The organism is Nocardia grenadensis NBRC 108939 (assembly GCF_001613445.1).
In the GTDB taxonomy this organism is placed as follows: domain Bacteria; phylum Actinomycetota; class Actinomycetes; order Mycobacteriales; family Mycobacteriaceae; genus Nocardia; species Nocardia grenadensis.
In genome coordinates this window covers 177,036-201,581 of record NZ_BDCJ01000013.1, presented here as the reverse complement: position 1 = coordinate 201,581, position 24,546 = coordinate 177,036, and the positions used below count along the sequence as shown (strand labels likewise).

20 protein-coding genes are annotated in these 24,546 nt (G+C 68.8%); 13 read left to right on the top strand and 7 right to left on the bottom strand.

Translation table 11 applies throughout. The features are described from left to right. The first annotated feature begins 25 nt into the window (after positions 1–25). The 7 genes from cysT (at position 26) to NGR01S_RS16930 (ending at position 9,740) form a co-directional block, all read left to right on the top strand. Positions 26–904, top strand: coding sequence for a sulfate ABC transporter permease subunit CysT (cysT, locus tag NGR01S_RS16960; protein WP_063037873.1), 879 nt, complete (start codon positions 26–28; stop codon positions 902–904). After that, positions 901–1,707, top strand: coding sequence for a sulfate ABC transporter permease subunit CysW (gene cysW, locus NGR01S_RS16955; RefSeq protein ID WP_063037872.1), 807 nt, complete (start codon positions 901–903; stop codon positions 1,705–1,707). Before cysT ends, cysW begins: the two co-directional genes overlap by 4 nt. 91 nt (positions 1,708–1,798) lie before the next feature. Next, on the top strand, positions 1,799–2,794 hold the full coding sequence (locus NGR01S_RS16950) for a sulfate/molybdate ABC transporter ATP-binding protein (RefSeq protein WP_063037870.1): 996 nt from the start codon (positions 1,799–1,801) through the stop codon (positions 2,792–2,794). A gap of 545 nt (positions 2,795–3,339) precedes the next feature. Beyond that, positions 3,340–4,353, top strand: a complete 1,014-nt coding sequence (locus NGR01S_RS16945) for an AurF N-oxygenase family protein (RefSeq protein ID WP_084481210.1) — start codon at positions 3,340–3,342, stop codon at positions 4,351–4,353. An 18-nt stretch (positions 4,354–4,371) separates the two neighbouring features. Beyond that, positions 4,372–5,964 (top strand): FAD-dependent oxidoreductase, encoded by a 1,593-nt coding sequence (locus NGR01S_RS16940; RefSeq protein WP_063037866.1) that lies wholly within the window; start codon positions 4,372–4,374, stop codon positions 5,962–5,964. A gap of 805 nt (positions 5,965–6,769) precedes the next feature. Further along, positions 6,770–8,860 carry an Hsp70 family protein gene (locus NGR01S_RS32835; protein WP_063037864.1) on the top strand — a complete coding sequence of 697 codons (2,091 nt, stop codon included), beginning with the start codon at positions 6,770–6,772 and terminating at the stop codon, positions 8,858–8,860. 82 nt (positions 8,861–8,942) lie between these two features. Next, positions 8,943–9,740: an HAD family hydrolase gene (locus tag NGR01S_RS16930; RefSeq protein WP_063038001.1), complete on the top strand. Its 798-nt coding sequence runs from the start codon at positions 8,943–8,945 to the stop codon at positions 9,738–9,740. Positions 9,741–9,940: 200 nt separating this feature from the next. Here the strand turns inward: NGR01S_RS16930 and NGR01S_RS16925 are convergent, their stop codons facing one another. The 6 genes from NGR01S_RS16925 to NGR01S_RS33210 all read right to left on the bottom strand — a co-directional run bounded on the left by NGR01S_RS16925 (position 9,941) and on the right by NGR01S_RS33210 (position 15,658). After that, positions 9,941–10,690: a sirohydrochlorin chelatase gene (locus tag NGR01S_RS16925; protein ID WP_063037860.1), complete on the bottom strand. Its 750-nt coding sequence runs from the start codon at positions 10,688–10,690 to the stop codon at positions 9,941–9,943. Continuing rightward, entirely contained in the window at positions 10,690–12,018 is a 1,329-nt protein-coding gene (locus NGR01S_RS16920) for a sulfate adenylyltransferase subunit 1 (RefSeq protein WP_063037858.1), read from the bottom strand. Before NGR01S_RS16920 ends, NGR01S_RS16925 begins: the two co-directional genes overlap by 1 nt. Before the next feature lies 1 nt (position 12,019). Further along, on the bottom strand, positions 12,020–12,952 hold the full coding sequence (cysD, locus tag NGR01S_RS16915) for a sulfate adenylyltransferase subunit CysD (RefSeq protein ID WP_063037856.1): 933 nt from the start codon (positions 12,950–12,952) through the stop codon (positions 12,020–12,022). Beyond that, a complete protein-coding gene (locus NGR01S_RS16910) occupies positions 12,949–13,713 on the bottom strand; it encodes a phosphoadenylyl-sulfate reductase (protein WP_084481207.1) in 765 nt (254 codons plus the stop codon). Before NGR01S_RS16910 ends, cysD begins: the two co-directional genes overlap by 4 nt. Further along, on the bottom strand, positions 13,710–15,443 hold the full coding sequence (locus NGR01S_RS16905) for a nitrite/sulfite reductase (protein WP_063037853.1): 1,734 nt from the start codon (positions 15,441–15,443) through the stop codon (positions 13,710–13,712). The genes NGR01S_RS16910 and NGR01S_RS16905 overlap by 4 nt, the downstream gene beginning before the upstream one ends. Positions 15,444–15,565: 122 nt before the next feature. Then, entirely contained in the window at positions 15,566–15,658 is a 93-nt protein-coding gene (locus tag NGR01S_RS33210) for an Ms4527A family Cys-rich leader peptide (protein ID WP_373861427.1), read from the bottom strand. A 197-nt stretch (positions 15,659–15,855) separates the two neighbouring features. Here NGR01S_RS33210 and NGR01S_RS16900 point away from each other — a divergent pair, with 197 nt between their 5' ends. Together NGR01S_RS16900 and hemW are read left to right on the top strand one after the other, a co-directional pair. Then, positions 15,856–16,284, top strand: coding sequence for an SgcJ/EcaC family oxidoreductase (locus tag NGR01S_RS16900; protein ID WP_063037851.1), 429 nt, complete (start codon positions 15,856–15,858; stop codon positions 16,282–16,284). A gap of 24 nt (positions 16,285–16,308) precedes the next feature. Next, entirely contained in the window at positions 16,309–17,517 is a 1,209-nt protein-coding gene (hemW, locus tag NGR01S_RS16895; RefSeq protein ID WP_084481204.1) for a radical SAM family heme chaperone HemW, read from the top strand. 15 nt (positions 17,518–17,532) lie between these two features. Here the strand turns inward: hemW and NGR01S_RS16890 are convergent, their stop codons facing one another. Next, positions 17,533–18,537: an SDR family NAD(P)-dependent oxidoreductase gene (locus NGR01S_RS16890; RefSeq protein WP_063037849.1), complete on the bottom strand. Its 1,005-nt coding sequence runs from the start codon at positions 18,535–18,537 to the stop codon at positions 17,533–17,535. Positions 18,538–18,789: 252 nt separating this feature from the next. Here NGR01S_RS16890 and hrcA point away from each other — a divergent pair, with 252 nt between their 5' ends. The 4 genes from hrcA to NGR01S_RS16870 all read left to right on the top strand — a co-directional run bounded on the left by hrcA (position 18,790) and on the right by NGR01S_RS16870 (position 24,497). Next, positions 18,790–19,821, top strand: coding sequence for a heat-inducible transcriptional repressor HrcA (hrcA, locus tag NGR01S_RS16885; RefSeq protein ID WP_063037847.1), 1,032 nt, complete (start codon positions 18,790–18,792; stop codon positions 19,819–19,821). A 425-nt stretch (positions 19,822–20,246) separates the two neighbouring features. Continuing rightward, entirely contained in the window at positions 20,247–21,404 is a 1,158-nt protein-coding gene (gene dnaJ / locus NGR01S_RS16880) for a molecular chaperone DnaJ (protein ID WP_063037845.1), read from the top strand. Between the two features lie 4 nt (positions 21,405–21,408). After that, positions 21,409–22,149, top strand: coding sequence for a 16S rRNA (uracil(1498)-N(3))-methyltransferase (locus NGR01S_RS16875; protein WP_063037843.1), 741 nt, complete (start codon positions 21,409–21,411; stop codon positions 22,147–22,149). Between the two features lie 173 nt (positions 22,150–22,322). Then, on the top strand, positions 22,323–24,497 hold the full coding sequence (locus NGR01S_RS16870; protein WP_063037841.1) for a PhoH family protein: 2,175 nt from the start codon (positions 22,323–22,325) through the stop codon (positions 24,495–24,497). The last annotated feature ends 49 nt before the right edge of the window (positions 24,498–24,546 follow it).

Here is a 24,546-nt window from a genome sequence, read left to right as displayed (position 1 = left end):
GGCCCACACGCGATACTCGATACTCGTGACCGAACGCAGTACTGCCACCGAACCCGCGCCCGCCGGCCCGGACGTGTCCACCCGCCGGCCGCTCGGGTCGTGGTTGCGGTTCACCGGTTCGGTGGGCCCGCTCGGTATCGCCACCGCGATGCTGTGGCTCAGCGTGATCGTGTTGCTGCCGCTGGCCGCGCTGACCTTCAGTGCGTTCGACGACGGCTGGTCCGGGTTCTGGGGCGCGGTCGCCGATCCGACAGCACTGGCGTCGCTGCGGGTGACGGTGCTGGTCTCGCTGGCGGTGGCGCTGCTGAACGTCGTGATGGGCACGGTGATCGCCTGGGTCCTGGTCCGGGACGATTTCCCGGGCAAGGGCCTGGTCAACGCCTTGATCGACCTGCCGTTCGCCTTGCCCACGATTGTCGCCAGCATTGTGCTGCTGGCCCTGTACGGACCGCGGAGTCCGGTCGATATCCATCTCAACGCGACTCGGCCGGGCCTGGTGGTGGCCCTGGCCTTCGTGACCCTGCCGTTCGTGGTGCGTTCGGTGCAGCCGGTACTCATCGAGGCCGATCGCGAGGTGGAACAGGCGGCGCTGTCACTGGGCGCCGACAACTGGACGACCTTCCGTCGGGTGGTGCTGCCGACCCTGGCGCCGGCCATCATCAGCGGCGGCGGCCTGGCCTTCGCGCGCGCCATCGGTGAATTCGGTTCGGTGGTGCTGATCGGCGGCAATATCCCGCGTGAGACGCAGGTGGCCTCGCAGTACATCCAGCAGCAGATCGAGATCGACCGGCCGGTGAACGCGGCGGCGGTCTCGGTGGCGCTGCTGGTGATCGCGTTCGTCGCGTTGCTGGTGCTGCGGGTGTTCGCCGAGCGGACGGCGCGCAAGGAACGTGAGGCCCGATGAAACTGTCCGCTCCCGGCCGGATCACACTGCGCGTGCTCGGTCTCGGCTACCTGTTCGTCCTGCTGGTGCTGCCGCTCGGGATCATCCTGTACCGGGCGTTCGGCCAGGGAATCGGGGCGTTTATCGACCAGATCAGTACGCCCGCCGCCATCTCGGCCTTCAATCTCTCCATGATCATCCTGGTGATCGTCGTGCCGGTGAACGTGATCCTCGGCGTGGTGATCGCTTTGGCGCTGGTACGCGGCGATTTCCCCGGCCGCCGGTTGCTACAGGGCGTTGTGGATCTGCCCTTCGCGGTCTCGCCGGTGGTGGTGGGTGTCGCGCTGATCATGCTGTGGGGTGTCGACGGCTGGTTCGGTGTGGTCACCGACTGGGGTTTCCAGGTGATCTTCGCGCTGCCGGGCATGGTGCTGGCGACCATTTTCGTCACCATGCCGTTCGTGGTGCGCGAGGTGGAACCGGTGCTGCATGAGATCGGCGACGATCAGGAACAGGCGGCGGCGACGCTGGGGGCGTCGCGTTGGCAGACGTTCTGGCGGATCACCGTCCCCGCCATCCGCTGGGGGCTGACCTACGGCGTGGTACTCACCGTGGCCCGCGCGCTGGGCGAGTTCGGCGCGGTCATCATGGTGTCGTCCGGGTTCCCGGGTGTATCGCAGACGCTGACGCTGCTGGTGCACGAACGCTATATCAACGATCACAACGATTTCGGCGCGTACTGCGCCGCCACTCTGCTGATGGGACTCGCGCTCATCACCCTGCTGTTGATGACGCTGCTGGAACGTAAGCGGAAAGCGTCATGATGCGTCGACTCCGCCTACGCCTCGGCCGCCGCGAGCCGCATGGCCCAGCTTCGAAGAAGGACACCTCGACTGTGTATGCCGGAGGCCGCCCGTGATCACCGTGACCAATGCGCGCAAGAACTACGGTTCGTTCGCCGCGCTCGACGACGTCAGTCTGGACATTCCCGCCGGGGAGCTGACTGCGCTGCTGGGTCCCTCGGGGTCCGGGAAGTCGACGCTGCTGCGGTCGATCGCGGGGCTGGAGAATCTCGATGCCGGGGTGGTCACCATCGGCGGCCGGGATGTGACCCGGGTGCCGCCGCAGAAGCGCGATATCGGTTTCGTCTTCCAGCACTACGCTGCGTTCAAACATATGACCGTCCGCGACAATGTGGCCTTCGGGCTGACCATCCGGAAGCGGCCGAAGCCGGAGACCGCGAAACGGGTCGACGAACTGCTCGGCATCGTCGGTCTCGACGGTTTCCAGCACCGGTATCCGGCGCAGTTGTCCGGTGGGCAGCGACAGCGGATGGCGCTGGCCCGAGCACTGGCGGTGGACCCGCAGGTGCTGCTGTTGGACGAGCCGTTCGGCGCGCTCGACGCGAAGGTCCGCGCCGATCTGCGGACCTGGTTGCGCCGCCTGCACGAGGAAGTGCATGTGACGACCGTGCTGGTCACCCACGACCAGGAAGAAGCCCTGGACGTGGCCGACCGGATCGCGGTGATGAACGCCGGCCGGATCGAGCAGGTCGGCAGCCCCGAGGACGTCTACGACCGGCCCGCCAGCGAGTTCGTCATGTCGTTCCTGGGCGCGGTGGCGCGGCTCAACGGGCATCTGGTGCGGCCGCACGATATCCGGGTGGGCCGGGACGCGAATATGGCGCTGGCCGCCTACGAGGGGACCGCGGAATCGGCGGGCGTCACCCGGGCGACGGTCGAACGGGTGGTGCGGCTCGGGTTCGAGGTCCGGGTGGAGTTGCGCAACGCCGCCACGGGTGACCTGTTCACCGCCCAGGTCACCCGCGGTGACGCCGAGGCGTTGCGCTTGGCGGAGGGGGAGACGGTCTATGCCCGCGCGACCCGGATTCCGCAGCTGCCGGTGCGATGATCGAGGGCGTCGTCTCCGGCGCCGCGCGGTTCGGGTCGCTCGTGAGCCCGGGTCTTCACTCCGGTACCGGAGTCGCCGCCTTTCTTCGCCCGGCCGCCCCCAAGGCCGAGGTGGGCCCCGGACGCCGGCCATCCGGCGTAGGGCGCACCGCACCGCCCGTATGTGCCGGACAGGCGAGCGTGGCCCGGCCGGAAAGGCGCGCGGATATCCGCCTCGATCAACCCGAACAGGCCTCTGCTCGGTAGCTCCCGTTGGCCGCCGACCCCTGGACGGCTTCGCGCATCATCCCCGCTCGGTCGCTCCGGGACAGGTGGGCCCACCGGCGCCGATCAGCCGGAGTGGGCGCGGTGTTCGGCGCGGGCCGCCACCTCTACTCCGTACCGCTGAGCCTGTTCGGCCACTGTCCACCCGGTGCTGAGCTGGAGTGATACTCGCCACGTCCCCGGTGTGACCCGGCCGCCGCGGGTAGCCGTGTTGACGTACCTGGACGTAGCTGTAACTATGGGAAACAGGTAAGCCCGAATCATCGACGAGAGGCAGTGACGATGACGTCTTCAGCCACCACGGTCTCCGACGACCAACTGGTCGCGCAGGCTCAGGAATACGCGGAGAAGCTGTTACTGCTGTCGGAGGGCTCGGTCAACCGGAACTTCGATCCGTTCACCGATATCGACTGGGACAATCCCGACTTCGCCGCCGATGCCCGGCCGGAACGCTGGATCCTGCCGGTCTCCGGGGATACGGTCGGCCGCCATCCCTGGTACCGGGCGCTGTCGCACGACAAGAAGATCGCGCTCGGCAAGTACCGACAGGCCAATGTCGCCAAGGTGGGCCTTCAGTTCGAGGCCATCCTGATCAGCGGCATGATGCAGCACATCTTCGGCCTGCCCAACGGTGACCCCGAATTCCGTTACTGCTCCCACGAGATGATCGAGGAGCACAACCACACCCTGATGTTCCAGGAGATGGTGAACCGGATCGGGGTCGATGTCCCGGGTATGGGACCGCTGGTGCGGCAGATCCGGCATATCGCCGTCCCGGTGGCGGTGGCCTTCCCGAACCTGTTCTTCATGGCCGTACTCGGCGGCGAAGAGCCGATCGACCACATCCAGAAGGAAGTGCTGCGCTCCGGCGAGGAAGTCCACCCGATCATGCGCGGCGTGATGGCCATCCACGTGGCCGAGGAAGCGCGGCACATCTCCTTCGCCCACGAGTTCCTCAAGAAGCACGTACCGGAATCCTCGGCCCGCAACAAGTTCGTGCTGTCGCTGGCCATGCCGATCGTCATGTGGATCCTCGGCCGTGCCATCGTGACGCCGCCCAAGGCGTTCTTCGACGAGTTCGATATTCCGGAGAGCGTGCGCAAGGAGCTGTTCTTCGGGTCCGACGACGCCAAGCAGACCTTCAGCGACTATTTCGGCGATGTACGCGCCCTGGCCAAGGAGATCGGCCTCATGAACCCGATCGCCAAGCGGGTGTGGAAGGCGCTGGGAATCGACGGCCACACCACCCGGTACCGCTCCGAGCCGCTGCGCGCGGTCTCCGGCAAAGCGGCCTGAGCGGCGGGTAGCGGTTCGATGCCCTATGTCGTCACCCAGTCGTGCTGTAGCGACGCCTCCTGCGTGTACGCCTGTCCGGTCAACTGTATCCATCCCACTCCGGACGAACCGGACTTCCGGACGGCGGACATGCTCTATGTCGATCCGGCGGCCTGCGTCGACTGTGGCGCCTGTGCCTCGGCGTGTCCGGTGGACGCCATCACCTCCTCGAAGAAGCTGACCGCGGAGCAGCAGCCGTTCATCGCGATCAACGCCGATTTCTACCGGCAGACGCGCCCGCGTCCGCTGCTGGCGCCACCGGTGCCGGCGCCGGCGATCGACACCACCGGCCGCGGACCACTGCGGGTGGCCGTGGTCGGCTCGGGCCCCTCGGCCATGTACGCGGCCGATGAACTGCTCACCCAACCCGAGGTGCAGGTGACAGTGTTCGACCGGCTCCCGGTCCCGTACGGCCTGGCCCGGTACGGGGTGGCGCCGGACCATCCGAAGACCCGGCAAGTGGCCGAGCTCTTCGATGTGATGTCGGAGCAGCCGGGATTCGGATCCTACTTCGACGTCGAGGTAGGCAAGCACATTTCGCACGAGGAACTGCTCGCCTACCATCACGCGGTCGTCTACGCGGTCGGCGCGTCCACCGACCGTAAACTCGGTATCGCGGGCGAGGGACTGGCTGGGAATGTCTCCGCCACCGACTTCGTGGCCTGGTACAACGGTCATCCCGACCATCAGCACCACGATTTCGATCTCTCCCGGCGCCGGGTCGTCCTCGTCGGCAACGGCAATGTCGCGCTCGATGTGGCGCGCATTCTGACCAGCGATCCCGAACGGCTGGCCGGGACCGAGATCTCGCCGGTCGCGCTCGAGGCGCTGCGGCGCAGCAGGGTGGAAGAGGTCGTGATACTGGGTCGGCGCGGCCCCGCCGAATCGGCGTTCACGGTCCCGGAGTTCGTCGGATTGCTGGGCGCGGAGGTGGATATCGTCGTGGACGGCGAAGTGCCTGCGCCCGCCGAGGGCCTGCCGTACCAGGTGGAGCGCAAACTGGATCTGCTGCGCCGGGCCGCCGAGCGGCCGTCCGGTGGGCGGCGGCGCATCGTCTTCCGGTACCGGAGTGCGCCGAGCCGTATCCTCGGCCCCGATGCCGTCACCGGTATCGAGGTGGAACGTACCGATCTGGTGACCGGTGACGACGGCCGGGTTCGCGCGGTGCCCACCGGCGATCTGGATCTCCTGGAGACCGGGCTCGTGCTCACCTCGGTGGGCTACCGGGGTGTGCCCACACCCGGCCTGCCGTTCGACGAACAGCGCGGGGTCATCCCGAACCAGGCCGGACGGGTACTGGAGGCGCCGGACGGGGCAGTGCTCCCGGGCACATATGTCACCGGCTGGATCAAACGCGGGCCCACAGGTTTCATCGGTACCAACAAGTCCTGTGCGCAGGAGACGGTGCAGCAACTGGCCGACGATTTCAATGCGGGCCGCCTACCCGAACCTGCGGGCGGTGCGGAGGCATTCGACGGCCTGTTGCGTGGCCGCCGACCGCAGGCGCGGCCGGGCGGAGCGGTACTGCGTGCTGGGCAGCCGGCCCGCCGCCGCCTCTTCGGTCGCGCCTGAACCCGCCGCGCGGCGGACCACGCCACCCTATCCTTCTCCGCCGCCGAGCTGCTCCTGCACCAGCTCCAGTGCCGCGCGCACGACCACCCGGTCCTTTCCTTCTCCGCCTCGGTGAGTCGGTCGTAGGGCAACCTCTGATCGGCCGGCGCGTGCATGTAATTTCGTTCCAGCCAGGCGATATGGACACGTTCGGCGGCGGTTTCCATGAACTCGGGGGGTCGACGTGCCGGGCCGGAATCTGCAGAGCGTGCAGCAAACACTGGTCGAGACTGTCCAGCATGACCGATTCCACGAGATCAGAAAGGGTGCCGCCGGACTCCGACGTTCTCGTATCCGCAGGTTCGGAGGGCTCGAAACAATTTCCGGCACAACGAATTCGGAGTCTGAAGGCATCCATGGCCCGGCGTGTGGTGCGCTGACCGAAGAGTATCGGCGCCGAGGGCATTCCGGCAGGACAATGCTTACTCGGGTACGGCTACCGATCCGTTACCGGCGAGTAGGGCCGGTCTTCGGTCAACGCGGTGTCACCGGGGTTTACGAATCCGGCGGGTCGGACGAACATCGAAAACCTCGCTATAGCCCCATATATGAGCTGATCAGAAGCAACTTTTCGGGCTGCGGACGCTACTCCGCCCGGTCGGTGCCCCTGCCTCGCGGCGGGAAAGCTTCTCTGTAACTTCGGATTTACTTCTCGATTATTCGGTGTTCGGCCGGAGTTCCAGCTAACCTGTGGTCGCTGTTTGGAAGACGACCGCGCCCATGGCTCTTTCGAGGACGTGGTCACGGTGCGTTGACGGGATGGCAGATGACTTCTGGGCTGGGTATCAGCATCGGTACGGTGAACGTGGTGTCGGCGTGGGTCGGGGGACAGGACGCGCGGCCGGTGGTCCGCACCCGACGAACCGCTGTCGGATTCGACAGCGGGGGCACCGCGAGACTCGGGGGGATCACCCGGTTCTCCACGGCGGTCAACGAATTCGCCGATTTGGGCCGGAATCCGGAATCGGTGTACGTGGACGGGCGGATCTGGTCACCGGCCACCATCTTCGCCTCGGTGGTCCAGGGGCTGGTGGCCGCCGGACCGGCGGCCGGAGTGGTTGCCACCCACCCGGCCGGATACACCCGCAAACAACTCGGTCTGCTGCGGCAGAGCCTGGATCTCGCCGGGGTCGGTCACGTCGAGCTGGTTCCGGAACCGGTGGCCGCAGCGCACTGGCTCGATACCGAACACGGGCCGTTGGACACCGGATTCGTGCTCGTCTACGACCTGGGCGGAAACAGCCTCGATGTCGCCGTGGTGCGGACCGGGCCGGACTGGCCCGATCACCCGGTGGTCGGAAATGCGGTCCGCTCCTACGAATTCGGCGCCCGGCCCCTGGGCGCGATGATCGCGCGCTGTGCCGGCGATCGGGCCATCGGCCCGGCCGAACCCGATACCGGAGCCGTATCGCTCATGTCCTTCGTGAACCCGGAGGGACTGCGGCGTGAACACGTGCGGGATTCCCTCGAGGTGGTCCGGTCCGCGGTGCGATCGGCCGGTGTCGCGCTCTCCGATATCGATCGGGTACTGGTGGTCGGCGGCGCCGCGCGACCCCCGCAGGTGGCCGAAACCCTGGCCGAACTGGGTCTGCCGGTGACCGTTGCCGCCGATTCCGGGCAGTGCGTCGCACTCGGCGCCGCGGCGATGGCCGCGGAGAGTGTGGCACCGGCGGCCTCGCGCGGAATGAAACATCCACCGATCTTCTCCGGCGCCGCCCTCTTCTCGGCGGTCGCCATGTCCGCGGCCACCATCCTCGGTAGCGGTCCGGCGGATACCGAACATTTCGACCAGGACCGGGTTCCGCTGCAGAGCCCGGGGGCGGTGCAGTTCGAGATCCACGGTGAGGCCCGGGTGGAACGGTCGGACACCGGCTGGACGGTGTCCTACGCACCGCTGCGCGCTCCCGCGGTGATCACGCCGGCCGCGCTGACCCGACCGTTCGGGCCACCGATGCCCGGCCGCGCACCCGCTCCGGCCGGGCCGGCTCCCGAAGCGCCCGCGGACGCCGGGGCCGGCACACACCACACCCGGGAGGACGAACACCCCGGAACCCGGTCGCGGCACGACGATCCCGCGCGATTCGGCCATCCGCCCGCGGGCCACGGTGGTGTTCTGATCCCACCGCGCCTCGGAGCCGGCCCGGATCGGCCCGCGCCCGGTGACGACGGACCGACGGCTCCCGAACCGAGCGATCCACCGGCGGTGGACGACGAGGATAGCGGCGGTCCGGCCGACGGTGGGGACGAATCCGGCGGCGCCGGCGGGTGGTCGCCCGGTATCGAGATACCGGGCTCCGGAGACGACTCCGCCGGTGGCAGCCGGCCCGAGGGTCTGCCGGGTGGTGGCCGGCCCGTTCCGGGTGGCTACGGTTCGGGTGACAACAGCGGCGGTGGCCTCGGCGCCGGCGGCGGGTACGGTCCGGGCGCCGGCGGTGGGTACGGTCCGGGCGGCGCCGGGGCCGGTGACGACAGCGGCGGTGGTCCCGGGGCGGGCTCGGGTGCCAGCGGTGACGGTGGATACGGTTCGGGGTCCCCGGGCGGCTTCGGCGGCACGGACGGTGGGGGCGCCGGGGCCGGTGCCGATCGCGGCGGAACCTCCCCCGGTCACTCCGGAGGGTCCGATTCCTCCGCCTCCGGTGGGTCCGATGAGTCCGGCGGGTTCGCCGGCTCGCACGGTTTCGGCGGGCATTCGGGATGGGGCGGCGGAGGTTCGGCTTCCGCCGGTTCGGATTCCGCCGGTGGTTCGCCCAGCGGCGGGTCGAAGTCCAAGGGGTCGAACTCCTCGGGCGGCGACGGTGGGTCCGCCCGCGGCGGAAACTCCCGCGGTGGGTCCTCGCGGGGCGGATCGCACCGCTGAAACGCCGGGACACGACCGACCGGCCGGGCCGTTCCGGAAAACCCGGTGCCGGCCGATGTCCGGGCACGGCACAATCGATCAGGTGGACACTGACGGGGGCCCACCGCGGCTGATCGCGCTCGATGTGGACGGGACACTGCTGCAAACCGGCGCCCGGGTGAGCGCCCGGGTGGCCGCCGCCGTGCGCGCAGCGGTCGGCTCCGGCACGCACGTCGTGGTGAGCACCGGACGGACGGTGATCTCGACCCGCCCGGTGCTCGACGAACTCGGCCTCGTCCAGGGGCACGCCATCTGTTCCAACGGCGCCGTCCACATCGATATCGAGCAGGCCCTCCCGGTGTCGGTGCACCATTTCGACCCCGCGCCCGCGGTCACCGCGCTGCGCAGGCTGTTCCCGGACATGATCTTCACCGCCGAACGGGTAGGTGAGGGATTCTGGGCCACCGGAATGAGCCCCGGTGAGTACTATGCCGGCGGCGACTACGTGGTGGTCGACGACCGCACCCTGGGCAGCGAACCCACGCCGCGCCTCAACTGCTGGTGGCCCGGGGGCGCACCGGAGGAAATGCACCGGCTGCTGGAGGGGCTGGCAATACCGGAGGTCAGCTGGGTCTACGGCGAATTCGGCCCTTGGCTCACCATTTCCCGGCACGGGATATCCAAAGGGTGGGCGCTGGAACATCTGCGCCGCCTGCTCGATATCCCGCGTCCGGCCACCCTGGCCATCGGTGACGGTTTCAACGACCGCGAGATGTTCGCCTGGGCCGGGCATTCGGTGGCGATGGCGAACGCGCCGGTCGAACTGCACGGCCTGGTGGACGAGGTCACCGACGATGTCGCGGCCGACGGTGTGGCCGCGGTGCTGGAGCGCTGGTTCTGAATCCGCACTCGGGCCTGGCCCCGATGTGACACAGGTTTCGGCGGTACGCCGTCTCGGACGGAAGCGGTCGTGTGCCTCGGCAGGTGGTGGCCGACCCGGTCGGTGACGGTGACGGATTCGCTTCGTCCGCAGTGAGCGTGGCGGCCGCCGGCGGCGCTCTCGGCGGCGGTGTGCCGGGCCGGAGCGGTAGGCGGGTGCCCTCAGGCGGACAGCGGCAGTGCGCGAGCGAGCGCGGCGTCGTAGCGGTCCCAGACGATCTCGGCGAGCACCGGGTCCGGACCGAGAACCTCGGCATGCGGTAGCAGCGGATCCTGGCCGCGTAGCCGGTCGGTGAGCCGGCCGGGCGCCAGGAACCACGGAGCGACGAGCACGCGGTCGGCGCCCCGGGCCCGGAGTCGTGCTGTCGCCTGCGCGAGTGTGGGCTCCGCGGTGGCGAAGCATATTTCGGTGGGATGGCCGGTCCGGGCCGCGAATCGGCGGGCCAGTCCAGCGGTCCGGCGGTTCGCCGCCGCCGCGGACGAGCCGACGGCGGCCAGGGCGATACCGAGCCGCGCGGGTGGTTCCTCCCAGCCGTGCCGGTCGCGTACCGCCCGCACCCGCTCCCGCAACACCCCGATCAGGCGCGGGTCGGCGCCGAACACGTCGGCTTGGGTGAGCCGCAACCGCGGGTTGCGGGCGGCGGCACCGGCCATCAGCGCGGGCAGGTCGACGCGGGCGTGGAAGGCGCTGCCCAGCAGTAGTGGGACGACCACCGCGGCGGTTTCACCCGTGGCCGCGACCGAGTCCAGCACCTGTCCGACCGGGGGAGCGTTCAGATCGAGGAAGGCGAGGTGGGCCGGAGTCCCGGGACGCGCGGCCCGCACCCGGTCCAGGAGCGCGGTCACGGTGGCGGCGGACCGGGGATCCCGGCTGCCGTGTGCCACCGCTACCAGCGTGGGACCGCCCGACATCAGGCCTCGGTTCCGACCTCGACCGCGGTGAGCGCATCCCCGACCAGCCCCGCCGCCAGCGTGTTCCCGCCCGCCGGGTCGATGAGCAGGAAACTGCCGGTGTGTCGGTTGGTCCGGTAGTCGTCGGCCGCGATCGCCTCCGCGACCCGTACCGAGATCCGGCCGATATCGTTGAGCGACAGCGTTTCCGGGTTCGGTTCGGCGGCCAGCCGCTGCTCGTCGAAACGTTCGGTGAGCGCGCCTACGATCGCCTGCGTGGTGCGGGTGCCGTGCTTGAGCAGCAGCCGGGCGCCGGGACGCAGCGGTTTGTCCCCGAGCCAGCACACGGTGGCGTCGAAGGTGTCGACGGGTTCCGGCGCGTCGCCGGGCGAGGCGATGGTGTCACCGCGCGAGATATCGACCTCGTCGGTCAGCACCAGCGTCACACTGCGGCCGGCCTGCGCGACGGCCAGTTCCCCGTCTGGGGTGTCGATCCGTTCGACGGTCGTGCGGATACCGGAGGGCAGTACCACAACCTCGTCGCCGGGAGCCACCGAACCTGCCGCGATCCGGCCCGCGTAACCGCGGTAGTCCGGGTATTCCGGGGTACGCGGCCGGATCACGTACTGCACGGGGAAACGCAGCCCCACCGCGTGTTCGCCGGAGTTGTCCGCGTCCACCGGCACCGATTCGAGATGCTCGATCAGCGAGGGGCCGCTGTAGTACGGGGTCTTGTCCGAGCGGGTGGCGATATTGTCGCCGTGCAGCGCCGAGACCGGGATCTCCAGCACATCCTCGTCCGACCAGCCCAGCGTCCGGGTGAGATGCGAGAATTCCGCCGAGATCTCCGCGAAGACCTTGGCGGCCGCGGCCTGCCGGCCCTGTTCGCTGGGCTCGTCCCCACCGATGAGGTCGATCTTGTTCACCGCCAGCACCAGCTTGGGCACACCCAGCAGCGCCAGCACCGCCGCGTGCCGCCGGGTCTGCTCGATCACGCCCTTACGTGCGTCCACCAGCAGGATCACCAGCTGGGCGGTCGACGCCCCGGACACCGTGTTGCGGGTGTACTGCACATGCCCGGGGGTGTCGGCCAGCACGAACGACCGCCGCGGGGTCGCGAAGTACCGGTAGGCGACGTCGATGGTGATGCCCTGCTCACGTTCGGCCCGCAGACCGTCCACCAGCAGCGACAGGTCGGGAGTGGACAGACCCTTGTCCACCGATGCCCGGGTCACCGCGTCGATCTGGTCGGCGAGTACGGATTTGGTGTCGTAGAGCAGGCGTCCGACCAGGGTGGACTTGCCGTCGTCGACAGAACCGGCGGTGGCCAGCCTCAATAGGTCGGACATATCAGAAGTAACCCTCTCGTTTGCGGTCTTCCATGGCGGCTTCGGAGACGCGGTCGTCGCCACGGGTCGCGCCGCGTTCGGTCAGCCGGGAGGCGGCGACCTCGGCCAGGATGGCCTCGTTGTCGGCGGCGTCGGACAGGATGGCCCCGGTGGTGGAACCGTCGCCGACGGTGCGGTACCGCACCGAACGGGTGTCGAGCATTTCGCCGTCCCGCGGGCCACCCCAGACACCGGGGGTCATCCACATACCGTCGCGCTGGTACACCGGTCGCTGGTGCGCGTAGTAGATGGTGGCCAGTTCCACGTTCTCGCGGGCGATATAGCGCCAGATATCGAGTTCGGTCCAGTTCGACAGCGGGAACACCCGGACGTGCTCGCCCGGCGCGTGCCGGCCGTTGTACAGGTTCCACAGCTCGGGCCGCTGGCGCTTGGGATCCCATTGGCCGAAGGCGTTGCGCAGCGAGAAGATCCGCTCCTTGGCGCGGGACCGTTCCTCGTCGCGGCGGCCGCCGCCGAAGACCGCGTCGAAACGGTTCTCGGTGATGGCGTCGAGTAGCGGCACGGTCTGTAGCGGGTTGCGGATACCGTCGGGGCGCTCGGTGAGCCGGCCGTCGGCGAGATAGTCCTCCACGCTCGCCACGTGCAGGCGCAGACCGTACTTCTCGACCACATGGTCGCGGAACTCGAGCACCTCGGGCAGGTTGTGCCCGGTGTCCACGTGCAGCAGCGCGAACGGCAGCGGCGCCGGCCAGAAGGCCTTCAACGCCAGATGCAGCAGAACGGTGGAGTCCTTACCGCCGGAGAACAGGATCACCGGGCGTTCGAATTCACCCGCGACCTCGCGGAAGATATGGATGGCTTCCGATTCCAGCGCGGCCAGGGTGTCGAAATCCGAGAGGCCGACGGAGCGTTCGGTGGTGATGGCTTCGGTCATGAGGCGTGTAACCCGCATTCAGTCTTGGCGAGGCCGGCCCAGCGGCCGCTTCGCGGATCGGAACCCGGCTCCGGCTTCCGCGTGCACGGAGCGCAGCCGATGGACGGATATCCCTCCTCCACCAGGGGATTGACGAGAATCGAATGCTTTTCGATGTACGCCTGCATCTCCTCGTCGGACCAGGCCGCGATCGGGTTGATCTTCACCAGCCCGAAGCCTTCGTCGAAGGAGATGAGCGGGGCGCCTGCCCGGGTGGGCGCCTCCACCCGGCGGATGCCCGTGACCCACGCGTTGTAGGGCGCCAGCGAATTGCGCAGCGGCACCACTTTGCGCAGCCGGCAGCATTCGTTGGCGTCGCGGGCGAACAGATCCTTACCGAGCAGCGCATCCTGCTCGGCGACCGTCTGCTCGGGGCGGGCGTTGACCACGTTCACCCCGTACACCGCTTCCACGGCGTCGCGGGTGCCGATGGTCTCGGCGAAGTGGTAACCGGTGTCCAGGAAGAGGACGTCCACGCTGGGCCGGACCTGGGCGGCCAGCTGCACCAGCACCCCGTCCTGCATATTCGAGGCGACGATATAGCCGCTGCCGAAGTTCTCGTCGGTCCAGCGCAGCAGCTCGTCGGCCGTGGCATCCGGGCCGAGTGCGGCGGCGCCGCGCTCGGCCAGCGCCCGGAGTTCATCGGCGCTCAGTTTGGTGGGCAGCGGTTTCTGCTCGGTGGTCACAGTGGGTTCTCCCGTCACGACGCTCGCGGGTTTCATCGCAGATCGGCTTCCTCGGCGCGGACGGCCCACTGCGCGAACCGTTCCCCGCCTTCGCGGTGTTTGACGAAATTGCGGACCACGCGCTCGATGTAGTCACCGAGTTCGGCGCTGGTCACCTTGTGCTGGCGCAGTTTGCGGCCGAAGGCACTGTCCAGGCCGAGGCTGCCACCCAGGTGAACCTGGAAGCCCTCCACCTGATTCCCCGCGCCGTCGTCGACCAGCTGGCCCTTGAAACCGATATCGGCGATCTGCGACCGGCCGCAGGAGTTCGGGCAGCCGTTGATATTGATGGTGATCGGCACATCGAGTTCGGCGTTGATATCGGCCAGCCGCTGCTCCAGCTCCGGCGCCAGCACCTGGGAGCGTTTGCGTGTCTCGACGAAGGATAGTTTGCAGAACTCGATCCCGCTGCAGGCCAGCAGATTGCGCCGCCAGGCCGAGGGACGCGCCTGCAAGCCCAGCGGTTGCAGCTCGGCGATGAGCTGCTCGACCTTGTCGTCGGCGATATCGAGCACGATGATCTTCTGGTACGGCGTGAACCGGATCCGGTCCGACCCGGCGCGCTCGACCGCGTCGGCGACCGCGGTGAGGACGCTGCCGGAGACCCGGCCCGCGATGGGGGAGAAGCCGACCGCGTTGAGCCCGTTGCGCAGCCGCTGCACGCCGACATGGTCGATGGGGCGGCTGGGCCGTTCCGGCGCCGGGCCGTCGATGAGCTTGCGCTTCAGGTACTCGTCCTCGAGTACCTGGCGGAACTTCTCGATACCCCAGTCCTTGATCAGGAACTTCAGCCGCGCTTTGGTGCGCAGCCGGCGGTACCCGTAGTCACGGAAGAGGGAGACGACCCCTTCCCATACCTCGGGTACCTCGTCCAGCGGCACCCAGGCGCCGACCCGCTGGGCCAGCATCGGGTTGGTGGACAGTCCGCCACCGACCCACAGGTCCAGGCCGGGCCCGTACTCGGGATGCTCGACACCGATGAACGCGACGTCGTTGATCTCGTGCACCACGTCCTGCTGACCGGAGATGGCGGTCTTGAACTTGCGCGGCAGGTTGGAGTATTCCTTCTTGCCGATGTAGCGGCGCACGATCTCGTCGATCGCGGGCGTGGGGTCGAGGATCTCGTCGAAGGATTCCCCGGCCAGCGGGGAACCGAGCACCACGCGCGGGCAGTCGCCGCAGGCCTCGGTGGTCTGCAGGCCGACACCCTCGAGCCGCTTCCAGATCTCGGGCACGTTCTCGATCTCGATCCAGTGGTACTGGACGTTCTCGCGGTCGGACAGGTCGGCGGTATCGCGGGCGAACTCGGTGGAGATACCACCGAGCGTGCGCAGTTGCGCGACATTCAGCGCGCCACCGTCGCAGCGCACCCGCATCATGAAGTACTTCGCCTCGAGCAGGTCGATGTTCTCGTCGCCGGTCCAGGTGCCGTCGTAACCTTCTTCGCGCTGGGTGTAGAGACCCCACCAGCGGAAACGGCCGCGCAGATCCCCCTTGTCGATACTGTCGAAACCGTTCTTCGAGTAGATGTTCTCGATCCGGGTGCGGACGTTGAGCGGGTTGTCGTCCTTCTTGGACTGCTCGTTCGGATTGAGCGGTTCGCGATAACCGAGCGCCCACTGGCCCTCGGCGCGGCGGCGCACCGGTTTGCCGGTACGGGCGCGCGTGGGCCGCTGGGCGGCGGCCTCGGGCTTCGCGGTGGGATCGGCGTCGGCGCTCGACGTCATGAGGTGGCTCCTGTGTGGTGGTGCATAGGCGTGCTGAGGGCGCGAGGAAACGGCCTCGCGTCCGCGGTGTCAGCGGACCGAAATCTTGAATACGGGGGCCGGAAATCCGGGAGGGCGCTGAGCTACCGGGCGAAGCCGGGCCGACAACAAGCGCTACAGACGCGCTTGTAGTCGACGTGGCGACGTGCCACAAGCCGGACTCCCGATGCGCGCATACCCTTCATTGTGCCATGTCGGAGTCCGCGTTTCGACGGCCCTACCAGTATTTTCCGCGAATAGACGGGAAATCCCCTGGTTCCCCGCGCCTATTTGTGACGGTCGTCATATTATCTGTGGTGGGGGTATCCGGGGATGTGCCGGGTGGGCTCGGCGGAGTTGACCTCGAGTCCACTCGAGGTTGCAGGCTTCGGTCATGACGATCGACACCGTGCACACCGGTCACACTCCCGCCGATACCGATTCCGAGATCGCCGCCCTCCACGCCGTGGTCGCGGCCGTGGCGCGCGCCCAGCGCGACGAGGACGTCGAGGGCTTCATCCGGCTCTTTCGCGACGACGCGATCTGGACCACCGGCCACGGCCGACGCCTCTACGGGCGGGCGGCCGTCGCCGAGTTCACCGCCCGGGTCCTGCCCGGGGCGACCACGCACGGCCACGCCACCTATGAAGTCGAACACATCCTGTTCCTGCGGCCCGACGTGGCCGCGGTGAAGGTCCGGCAGCGCTACTTCACCATCGCCGGCGAACTCGACAGCGAAGGCACCCCCATGTACGTCATGGCCAAGGAGGACGGCCGCTGGCTGCTCACCGCGAACCAGAACACCCCGATCGTCGAGGACTGATCCACGCCCGGTCACACTGGAGGAGTGAGTCCCGCCGCCACCACCGCCTCGCACACCGACGCCGCCACTCCGGTGCTGCGTGATTTCGGCGGCGGTCCGTTCGGGATCTACGTCCACGTACCGTTCTGCGCGACCCGCTGTGGATACTGCGACTTCAACACCTACACCGCCGGCGAACTGGGCACTTCGGCGTCCACGCAGTCCTGGTCGGAGGCGCTGCGCGGGGAACTGGCGACCGCCGCCCGGGAATTCGCCGTACTTCCCACCGCGACGCCGCCGGTGGCGACGGTCTTCGTGGGCGGTGGCACCCCCTCGCTCCTCAATGGCGACGGACTCGCGGCCGTGCTCGACGCGATCCGGGCGGAGTTCGACCTCGCTCCGGATGCCGAGATCACCACCGAATCGAATCCGGAATCGACTTCACCGGCGTTCTTCGACACGATCCGGGCGGCCGGGTTCACCCGGATCTCGCTCGGGATGCAATCGGCGGCTCCGCATGTGCTGGCCGTACTGGACCGCACCCACACCCCCGGCCGGGCCGTCGCCGCCGCCCGGGAGGCGCGAGCGGCCGGATTCGACCATGTGAACCTCGACCTCATCTACGGCACCCCGGGTGAACGCGACAGCGACCTGGACGCCAGCCTGGACGCGGTGCTGGACGCCGGCGTCGATCACGTGTCGGCGTATTCGCTCATCGTCGAAGACGGGACCGCGCTGGCCCGCCGGGTGCGTCGCGGCGAACTGCCCGCACCCGACGAAGACGTGCTGGCTGCCCGCTACGAGCGGATCGACGCGCGACTCGAAGCCGCCGGACTCACCTGGTACGAGGTCTCGAACTGGGCGGCCGGCGACGCCGCGCGCTGCCGCCACAACCTCGGTTACTGGGACGGCGGCGACTGGCTCGGCGCCGGCCCGGGCGCGCACAGCCACCTCGGCGGCGTGCGCTGGTGGAACGTGAAGCATCCGGCGCGCTATGCCGACCGCGTCGCCCACGGCGGCCTGCCCGCCGCCGACTGGGAGCACCTCACCGCCGCCGACCGCTACCTCGAGCGCGTCATGCTCGCCCTGCGCCTGCGCAGCGGGCTACCACTGGCCGATCTCGACGCGGACGGAAACGCCACGGCCCGGCGCCTCGCCGCCGACGGACTCGTCACGATCTCCGGTGGGCGGCTGGTCCTCACCGATCGCGGGCGGCTGCTGGCCGACGGTGTCGTCCGGGATCTGGTCGGCTGATCGCCGGCCACGTGGTCACCGGCCGGGAGACCTCGGGACCGGTACGGCGTACCCGATCCGGTCCTCGGTGACCTCCCACAACCGCTCCGCCGCGCCCTCGGCGATCGCCTCGGCGATGTTCCCGGCGAACGGGAATGTGGCGGGCGGACCGGCCTGCTCCCGAATCGGGCCGCCGGGCGCGTGGATTATCGAGCTGTCGGTTTCCGGAGCCGTCGCAGCGCGCAGTAGCGGCAGCACACCCTGCTCTATCGGATGCGCGGCGCGAGCCAATCGGGCCGTGCCCAGATAGAGGCGTGCTGCCGGAGCGGGCCATTCGCGGAGCAGGCCGGTGAATGTGGTGCCCGGATGTGCCACCGTGGCGGACGCCGGCAACCCCGCCTCCCGCAACCGCCGGTCGAGTTCCACGGCGAACAGCACGACGGCCAGCTTCGAATTCGAGTACGCCAGTTTGGAATAGGCGAACCGGTGCCGGAGCCGCTGCGAGGGGGCGTTGTCGGCGCCCGGCACCGGCGCGGCATCGAACCAGGCGGCGAGGTCGCCGGGATCGCCCCACTTGTAGACCATCGAGGTCACCGTCGTCACCCGGGCGCCGGGCGTCGCGGCGAGCACCGGCAGCAGCGCCCCGGTGAGGGCGAAGGTACCGACATAGTTGGTGGCCAGGTGCTGCTCGATACCGTCGGCGCTGCGCGCGTACCGGAACGACTGCATACCCGCGGTATTCAGCAGCACATCCAACCGCCGGTGCCTGCCACGGAATTCGTCGCCGGCCCGCCGCACGGAATCCAGTGTGGACAGGTCCACCATCAGTGTCTCCACCGTGCCCGACGCGTTCCGGACATCGTTGTCCGCGGCGAATTCCGCGGCCGTGGCGGCGAGGCGCTGTTCATCGCGTCCGGCCAGCGTCACGGCCGCACCGGCGCGGGCCAGTAGCAGGGCCGCGTACCGGCCCAGCCCCGACGTCGCGCCGGTGACCAGGACGCGGCGACCGCGCTGGTCGGGGATATCTGCGACAGACCACATAACGGCCGTGCCCCTCTCTGAAGTACTCGGGCTGGCCGGATTCTGCGCCGCACCGGCCGGTTTGTCATCTCGAGGAAAGCTGTGGCGGCCGCGTGAACCCGACGCCGACCGGCATGCTGTGACGCACACCGGGTCAAGAGGTCGGGCGCAATTACACTGGGTGACGAACCCAGCGGTATGTGAGCCGGGTTCACAGGTAGCGGTGCGCCGGGCGACCACCTCGACGCGCAGCGGAGCTAGGAGGTGGGGTCGATGTCGAGCACCGAGGATCGGCGCTTCGAGGTCCTGCGGGCGATCGTCGCCGACTACGTCTCCACAAAGGAGCCCATCGGTTCGAAAACCCTGGTCGAACGACACAATCTGGGTGTCTCCAGCGCGACCGTGCGCAATGATATGGCGGTCCTGGAAGCCGAGGGTTACATCACCCAGCCCCATACGAGTTCCGGCCGCATACCCACCGATAAGGGCTACCGCCAGTTCGTGGACCGGATCGCCGAGGTCAAACCGCTGTCGGCGGCCGAACGCAAGGCGATCATGCAGTTCCTCGAATCGGGGGTCGATCTCGACGATGTCCTGCGCCGCGGCGTACGCCTGCTCGCACAGCTGACCCGCCAGGTCGCGGTCGTCCAGTACCCCACGGTGTCCGCGTCCACCGTGCGCCATCTCGAGGTGGTGGCCCTCAATCCCGCGCGCTTGCTGCTGGTGGTGATCACCGATACCGGCCGCGTCGACCAGCGCATCGTCGAACTCGGCTCCCTCGTCGACGACGAGGACCTCGCCGCGCTGCGCGGCATGCTGGGCGCGGCCATGGACGGAAAACGTCTCGCCGCCGCCTCCGCCGCCGTCGCCGAACTGCCCGAGCAGGCGCCGCCCAAACTTCGTGACGTGCTGATCAAGGTTTCGACCGTTCTGGTCGAGACCCTGGTCGAACATCCCGAGGAACGCCTCGTCCTGGGCGGGACCGCCAACCTCACCCGCAATGCCGGCGACTTCGGTCTCCACGGCTCCCTGCGCACCGTGCTGGAAGCGCTCGAAGAGCAGGTCGTGGTCCTGAAACTCCTGGCCGCCGCCCAGCAGCCGGGCATGGTGACGGTGCGGATCGGCGAGGAGACGCAGGTCGAGGAAATGCGCGGCACCTCCGTCGTCACCACCGGCTACGGTGCCGCGGGCGCGGTCCTCGGCGGTATGGGAGTCCTGGGCCCGACCCGGATGGACTACCCGGGCACCATCGCCTCGGTCGCGGCGGTCGCCCGCTACATCGGTGAGGTTCTCGCGGAGCGGTAGGTCGGTGCTTATTTGCGGCGCCTTCGGCGGCGCGGGGGCGAGACCCCCGAAGGTCCCGTCGTTAAGGCCTCGCGACTCGCGGCTTCGCCGCATGCGATATGCGGTGGGCCGTCCAGAGCGGGCGACCATCGAGCACCTTCGGCCAGGGCGGGACGGGCCTCGACCCGTTGAGGGCCTCGTAAGATGCGGCAGCGGGGTGCTTGCGCACCGGGCGCGGCCGGTGGATTTCGGCTGCCGGGAGCGCGGCCTGCCCGCCGCGGAAGGGGGCTTGCGTGGCACGCTGTTAGGCTCGTGTTCTCCGCCGAGATAAAGTTGAGTCGACCCGACTAAGCTCACGGGCGGGCGGCTCAAATCCATCAGGAGCCACGCGGCCGGCCGTGGGAAGCCGGAGCCGTGGACAGCGACCAAGGACTAAGAGAACTCAAGTGGCACGGGACTACTACGGATTGCTCGGTGTAGGCAGGGACGCCTCCGACCAAGAGCTCAAACGCGCGTATCGCAAGCTGGCTCGCGAACTGCATCCCGATGTGAACCCGGACGAAGCGGCGCAGACCCGGTTCAAGGAGGTCTCCGCGGCGTACGAGGTGCTGTCGGATCCGGAGAAACGCCGCATCGTCGATATGGGCGGTGACCCGCTGGATGCCGGTGGCGGCGCCGGCGGCTTCAGCGGTGCCGGTTTCGGCGGCCTGGGCGATGTGTTCGAGGCATTCTTCGGTGGGATGAGCGGCGGCGGTGGTGCCGGCTCCCGCAAACCGCGTGGCCGGGTGCAGCCGGGCGCGGATTCGCTGGTGCGGACCCGGCTGAGCCTCGCCGAATGCGCGGTAGGGGTCACCAAACATCTGACCGTCGATACCGCGATCCTGTGCGACCTGTGCCAGGGCGCGGGCACCAACGGCAATTCCAGCCCGGTGCGCTGTGAGACTTGCGGCGGTGCCGGTGAGGTGCAGTCGGTACAGCGATCGTTCCTCGGTCAGGTACTGACCTCGCGCCCCTGTCCGACCTGCCGCGGTGCCGGCGAGACCATCCCGGATCCCTGCCACAAATGCGGCGGCGACGGCCGGGTGCGGGCGCGGCGGGAGATCGCCGCCCCGATCCCGGCCGGGGTGGCCAACGGTATGCGGGTGCGCCTGGCCGCGCAGGGCGAGGTCGGTCCCGGTGGCGGGCACGCCGGCGACCTCTACGTGGAGATCGTGGAACAGCCGCACGACGTGTTCGTTCGCGACGGTGACGATCTTCACTGCACCGTCCGGGTCCCGATGGTGGACGCGGCCCTGGGCACCACGGTGGTGATCGACACCATCATGGACGGTCCCACCGAACTGACCATCGGCCCCGGTACCCAGCCCGGGGAGATCTCGGTGCTGCGCGGGCACGGTATGCCCCGGCTGCGGTCCAGCTCCCGCGGTGACCTGATGGCGCACCTGGATATCGTTGTGCCGACCAAGTTGGACAGCAAGCAGACCGATCTGCTGCGCAAGTACAAGGGTTTGCGGGCCAAGGACAAGGCTGAGGTGATGTCGGCGCAGTCCGAGCACAACAGCGGCCTGTTCGCCCGGTTGCGCGCGTCGTTCAGCGGACGCTGACCCGATGGCCGCGACGGTCTTCTACCTGGACGAGATCCCGGAACCGGGCGCTGTCGCGGTACTCGACGGCGCCGAAGGCCGGCACGCGGCCACCGTGCGCCGGATCCGGCCCGGCGAACCCCTCACGCTCTCCGACGGGCGCGGTGTACTGGCCGATTCGGAAGTCGTCGCCGCGCAGAAGAACCGGCTCGAACTGCTGGTCCGGGATCGTCGCCGCGCCGAGCCGGCGTCGCCGGCGGTCACTGTGGTCCAGGCGCTGCCGAAATCCGAGCGTTCCGAGCTGGCCGTCGAGCTGATGACCGAGGCCGGTGCGGATGTGGTCGTACCGTGGCAGGCCGCGCGCTGTGTCTCGAACTGGGAGGGCAAAGCGGACAAGGGCGTCGCCAAATGGCGGTCGGCGGCGAAGGCCGCGGCCCGGCAGTCGCGCCGCGCCTATATCCCCGAGGTCACCGCCCTGCACCGGACACCGGAGGTGGTGGACGCCGTCCGCGCGGCGCAGACCCAGGGCGCGGTGGTGGCGGCCCTGCACGAATCGGGCGCGGGCGCGTTCACCGAGCTGCCGTGGCGCACCGCGGCGGCGGTCACTCTGATCGTCGGCCCCGAGGGGGGCCTCGACGATGCCGAGCTGACCGCACTGGCCGCGGCGGGAGCCGAGGTGGTCCGGCTCGGGCCCACCGTGCTGCGCACCTCCACGGCCGCCGCGGTGGCGCTCGGGGCCCTGGGGGCGCTCACCACCCGCTGGTGACCACCGGGTGAACAGCCGGTCGCGGCGGTCCGTGACGCCGTGGTGAGCCGGAATTCCACTGGGACGTGTCGGGGCCGGGAGTTAGACTCGTGCCAGCGACTCCCATTCGCTACCTCTCCACCAGCGGCGCATCACCGCAGCTCCGAGACCGGAAAGCAGGCCATAGCGACTACGTGCGATCACAAGGCGATAGCGGCGACCAGAATTCCTCCGCGGGCGAGCACGGTGCCTCGGGGCCCGCGGCACGCACCGTCCGTTCCAGTATCGAACTCGCGCCCGAATCGGTTTTCCCCTTTCTCGGCTCCGCGGACGAAAATCTCCGTGAGCTCGAAGGTCTGCTCGTCGCGGATATCCACGTGCGCGGCAACATGGTCACGCTCACCGGTCCGGCGGCCGATGTGGCGCTGGCCGAGCGGGTCGTCGAGCAACTGGTCGCGCTGACCGGCCGCAACCGGGTGATCACGCCGGAAGCGGTGCGGCATACGGTCTCGATGCTCACCGAGGGCAGTTCCGAAGCGCCCGCCGAGGTGCTCAGCCTGGACATCCTGTCCCGCCGCGGCAAGACGATCCGCCCCAAGACGCTGAACCAGAAGCGGTATGTCGACGCGATCGACGAGAGCACGATCGTCTTCGGTATCGGTCCGGCGGGTACCGGTAAGACCTACCTGGCCATGGCCAAGGCGGTGCAGGCGCTGCAGACCAAGCAGGTCAACCGCATCATCCTCACCCGCCCGGCGGTCGAGGCCGGCGAGCGGCTGGGTTTCCTGCCGGGCACCCTGAACGAGAAGATCGACCCGTATCTGCGCCCGCTCTACGACGCGCTGCACGACATGATGGACCCGGAGGCCATCCCCAAGCTGATGGCGGCCGGCGTGATCGAGGTCGCGCCACTGGCGTATATGCGTGGTCGTGCGCAGCCGCTGTTCACCAAGGTCCTGACGCCGGAAGGTTTCCGGCCGATCGGTGACCTGGAGGTCGGGGACCTGGTGATCGGCTCGGACGGCCGTCCTACACCGGTCCTGGGCGTCTACCCGCAGGGGCCGAAGGAGATCTACCGCGTCCACACCCAGGACGGCGCGTCGACGCTCGCGTCCGCAGATCATCTGTGGTCTGTGTATACCCGCGCCGATCGCCGCCGGAACAAACCACCGCGTGTGCTCGAGACCAGGGAAATGGTCGGGAACCTGCGCGCGGCGCATTATCACCGTTACGAGCTGCCGCTGTTGAGCGAGCCGGTCTGTCTTCCGTCACGTCCGGTGCCGATGGACGCTTATGCGCTCGGGCTCCTGCTCGGCGACGGCTGCCTCACCGGCAGTACGACACCCTCCTTCTCCAGCGAGGACCCCGAGCTGGTCGACATGCTGGTGGAAGCCGTACCGGGGATCGCGGTGCGGCGTACCTCGCGGGTCGATTATGTGTTGACGCGGGACCGGCAGCCGGGTGAAGTGGTGACCTTGGAGAACCCGATCACCGGAGTCGCTCCCCGGCTCGGGCTCGCGGGCACCCGCTCGAATACGAAGTTCGTGCCGGAGCTGTATCTCTACAACGACGCGTCGGTGCGGCTGGCTGTGCTCCAGGGTCTGTTGGATTCCGATGGCGGCCCGGTCGTGCAGGAGGGGCGTACCTGCCGTATCCAGTTCACCACCGTCTCGGATCGGCTCCGCGACGATGTGATGTTCCTGGTGCGGTCGCTGGGTGGTGTCGCCTATGCGCGGACCAAACTCGCCGCGGGGCGCAAGCCCGGACGTGCCAACGGCCGTCCGGTGCTCTACCGGCACAACGCGCACAATGTCGATATTCGGCTGCCCGCCGGGATCGAACCGTTCCGGCTCGCGCGTAAGGCCGCGAAGTACTCGACCGGCGGAGGCAGGCCGATGCGGTTCATCGACCGCATCGAGCCCGCCGGTACCGAGGAAGCGGTCTGCATCCAGGTCGCCGCGCAGGATTCGCTGTACGTGACCGAGGACTTCCTGCTCACCCACAACACGCTCAATGATTCGTTCATCATTCTGGACGAGGCGCAGAACACGACCGCCGAGCAGATGAAGATGTTCCTCACCCGGCTCGGGTTCGGGTCGAAGATCGTGGTGACCGGTGACGTGACCCAGGTGGATCTGCCACACGGCGCCCGGTCCGGTCTGCGGGCGGCCACCGAGATCCTCGGCGATATCGAGGATATCCATTTCGCCCAGCTCACCAGCAGCGATGTGGTGCGGCACCGGTTGGTCTCCGATATCGTCGACGCCTACGAGAAGTTCGAGGCCGAGACCCGGCCGCCGGTGGGACCGCCGCATATGTCGGGGAACCGGGCGCAGCGGCGGGCGGCGGGGCGCACCGCGAGGCGGTGACCCGACCGTGCGCGAGTGCGAATGGGCCGGGCCCGGCCGCACCCATTAG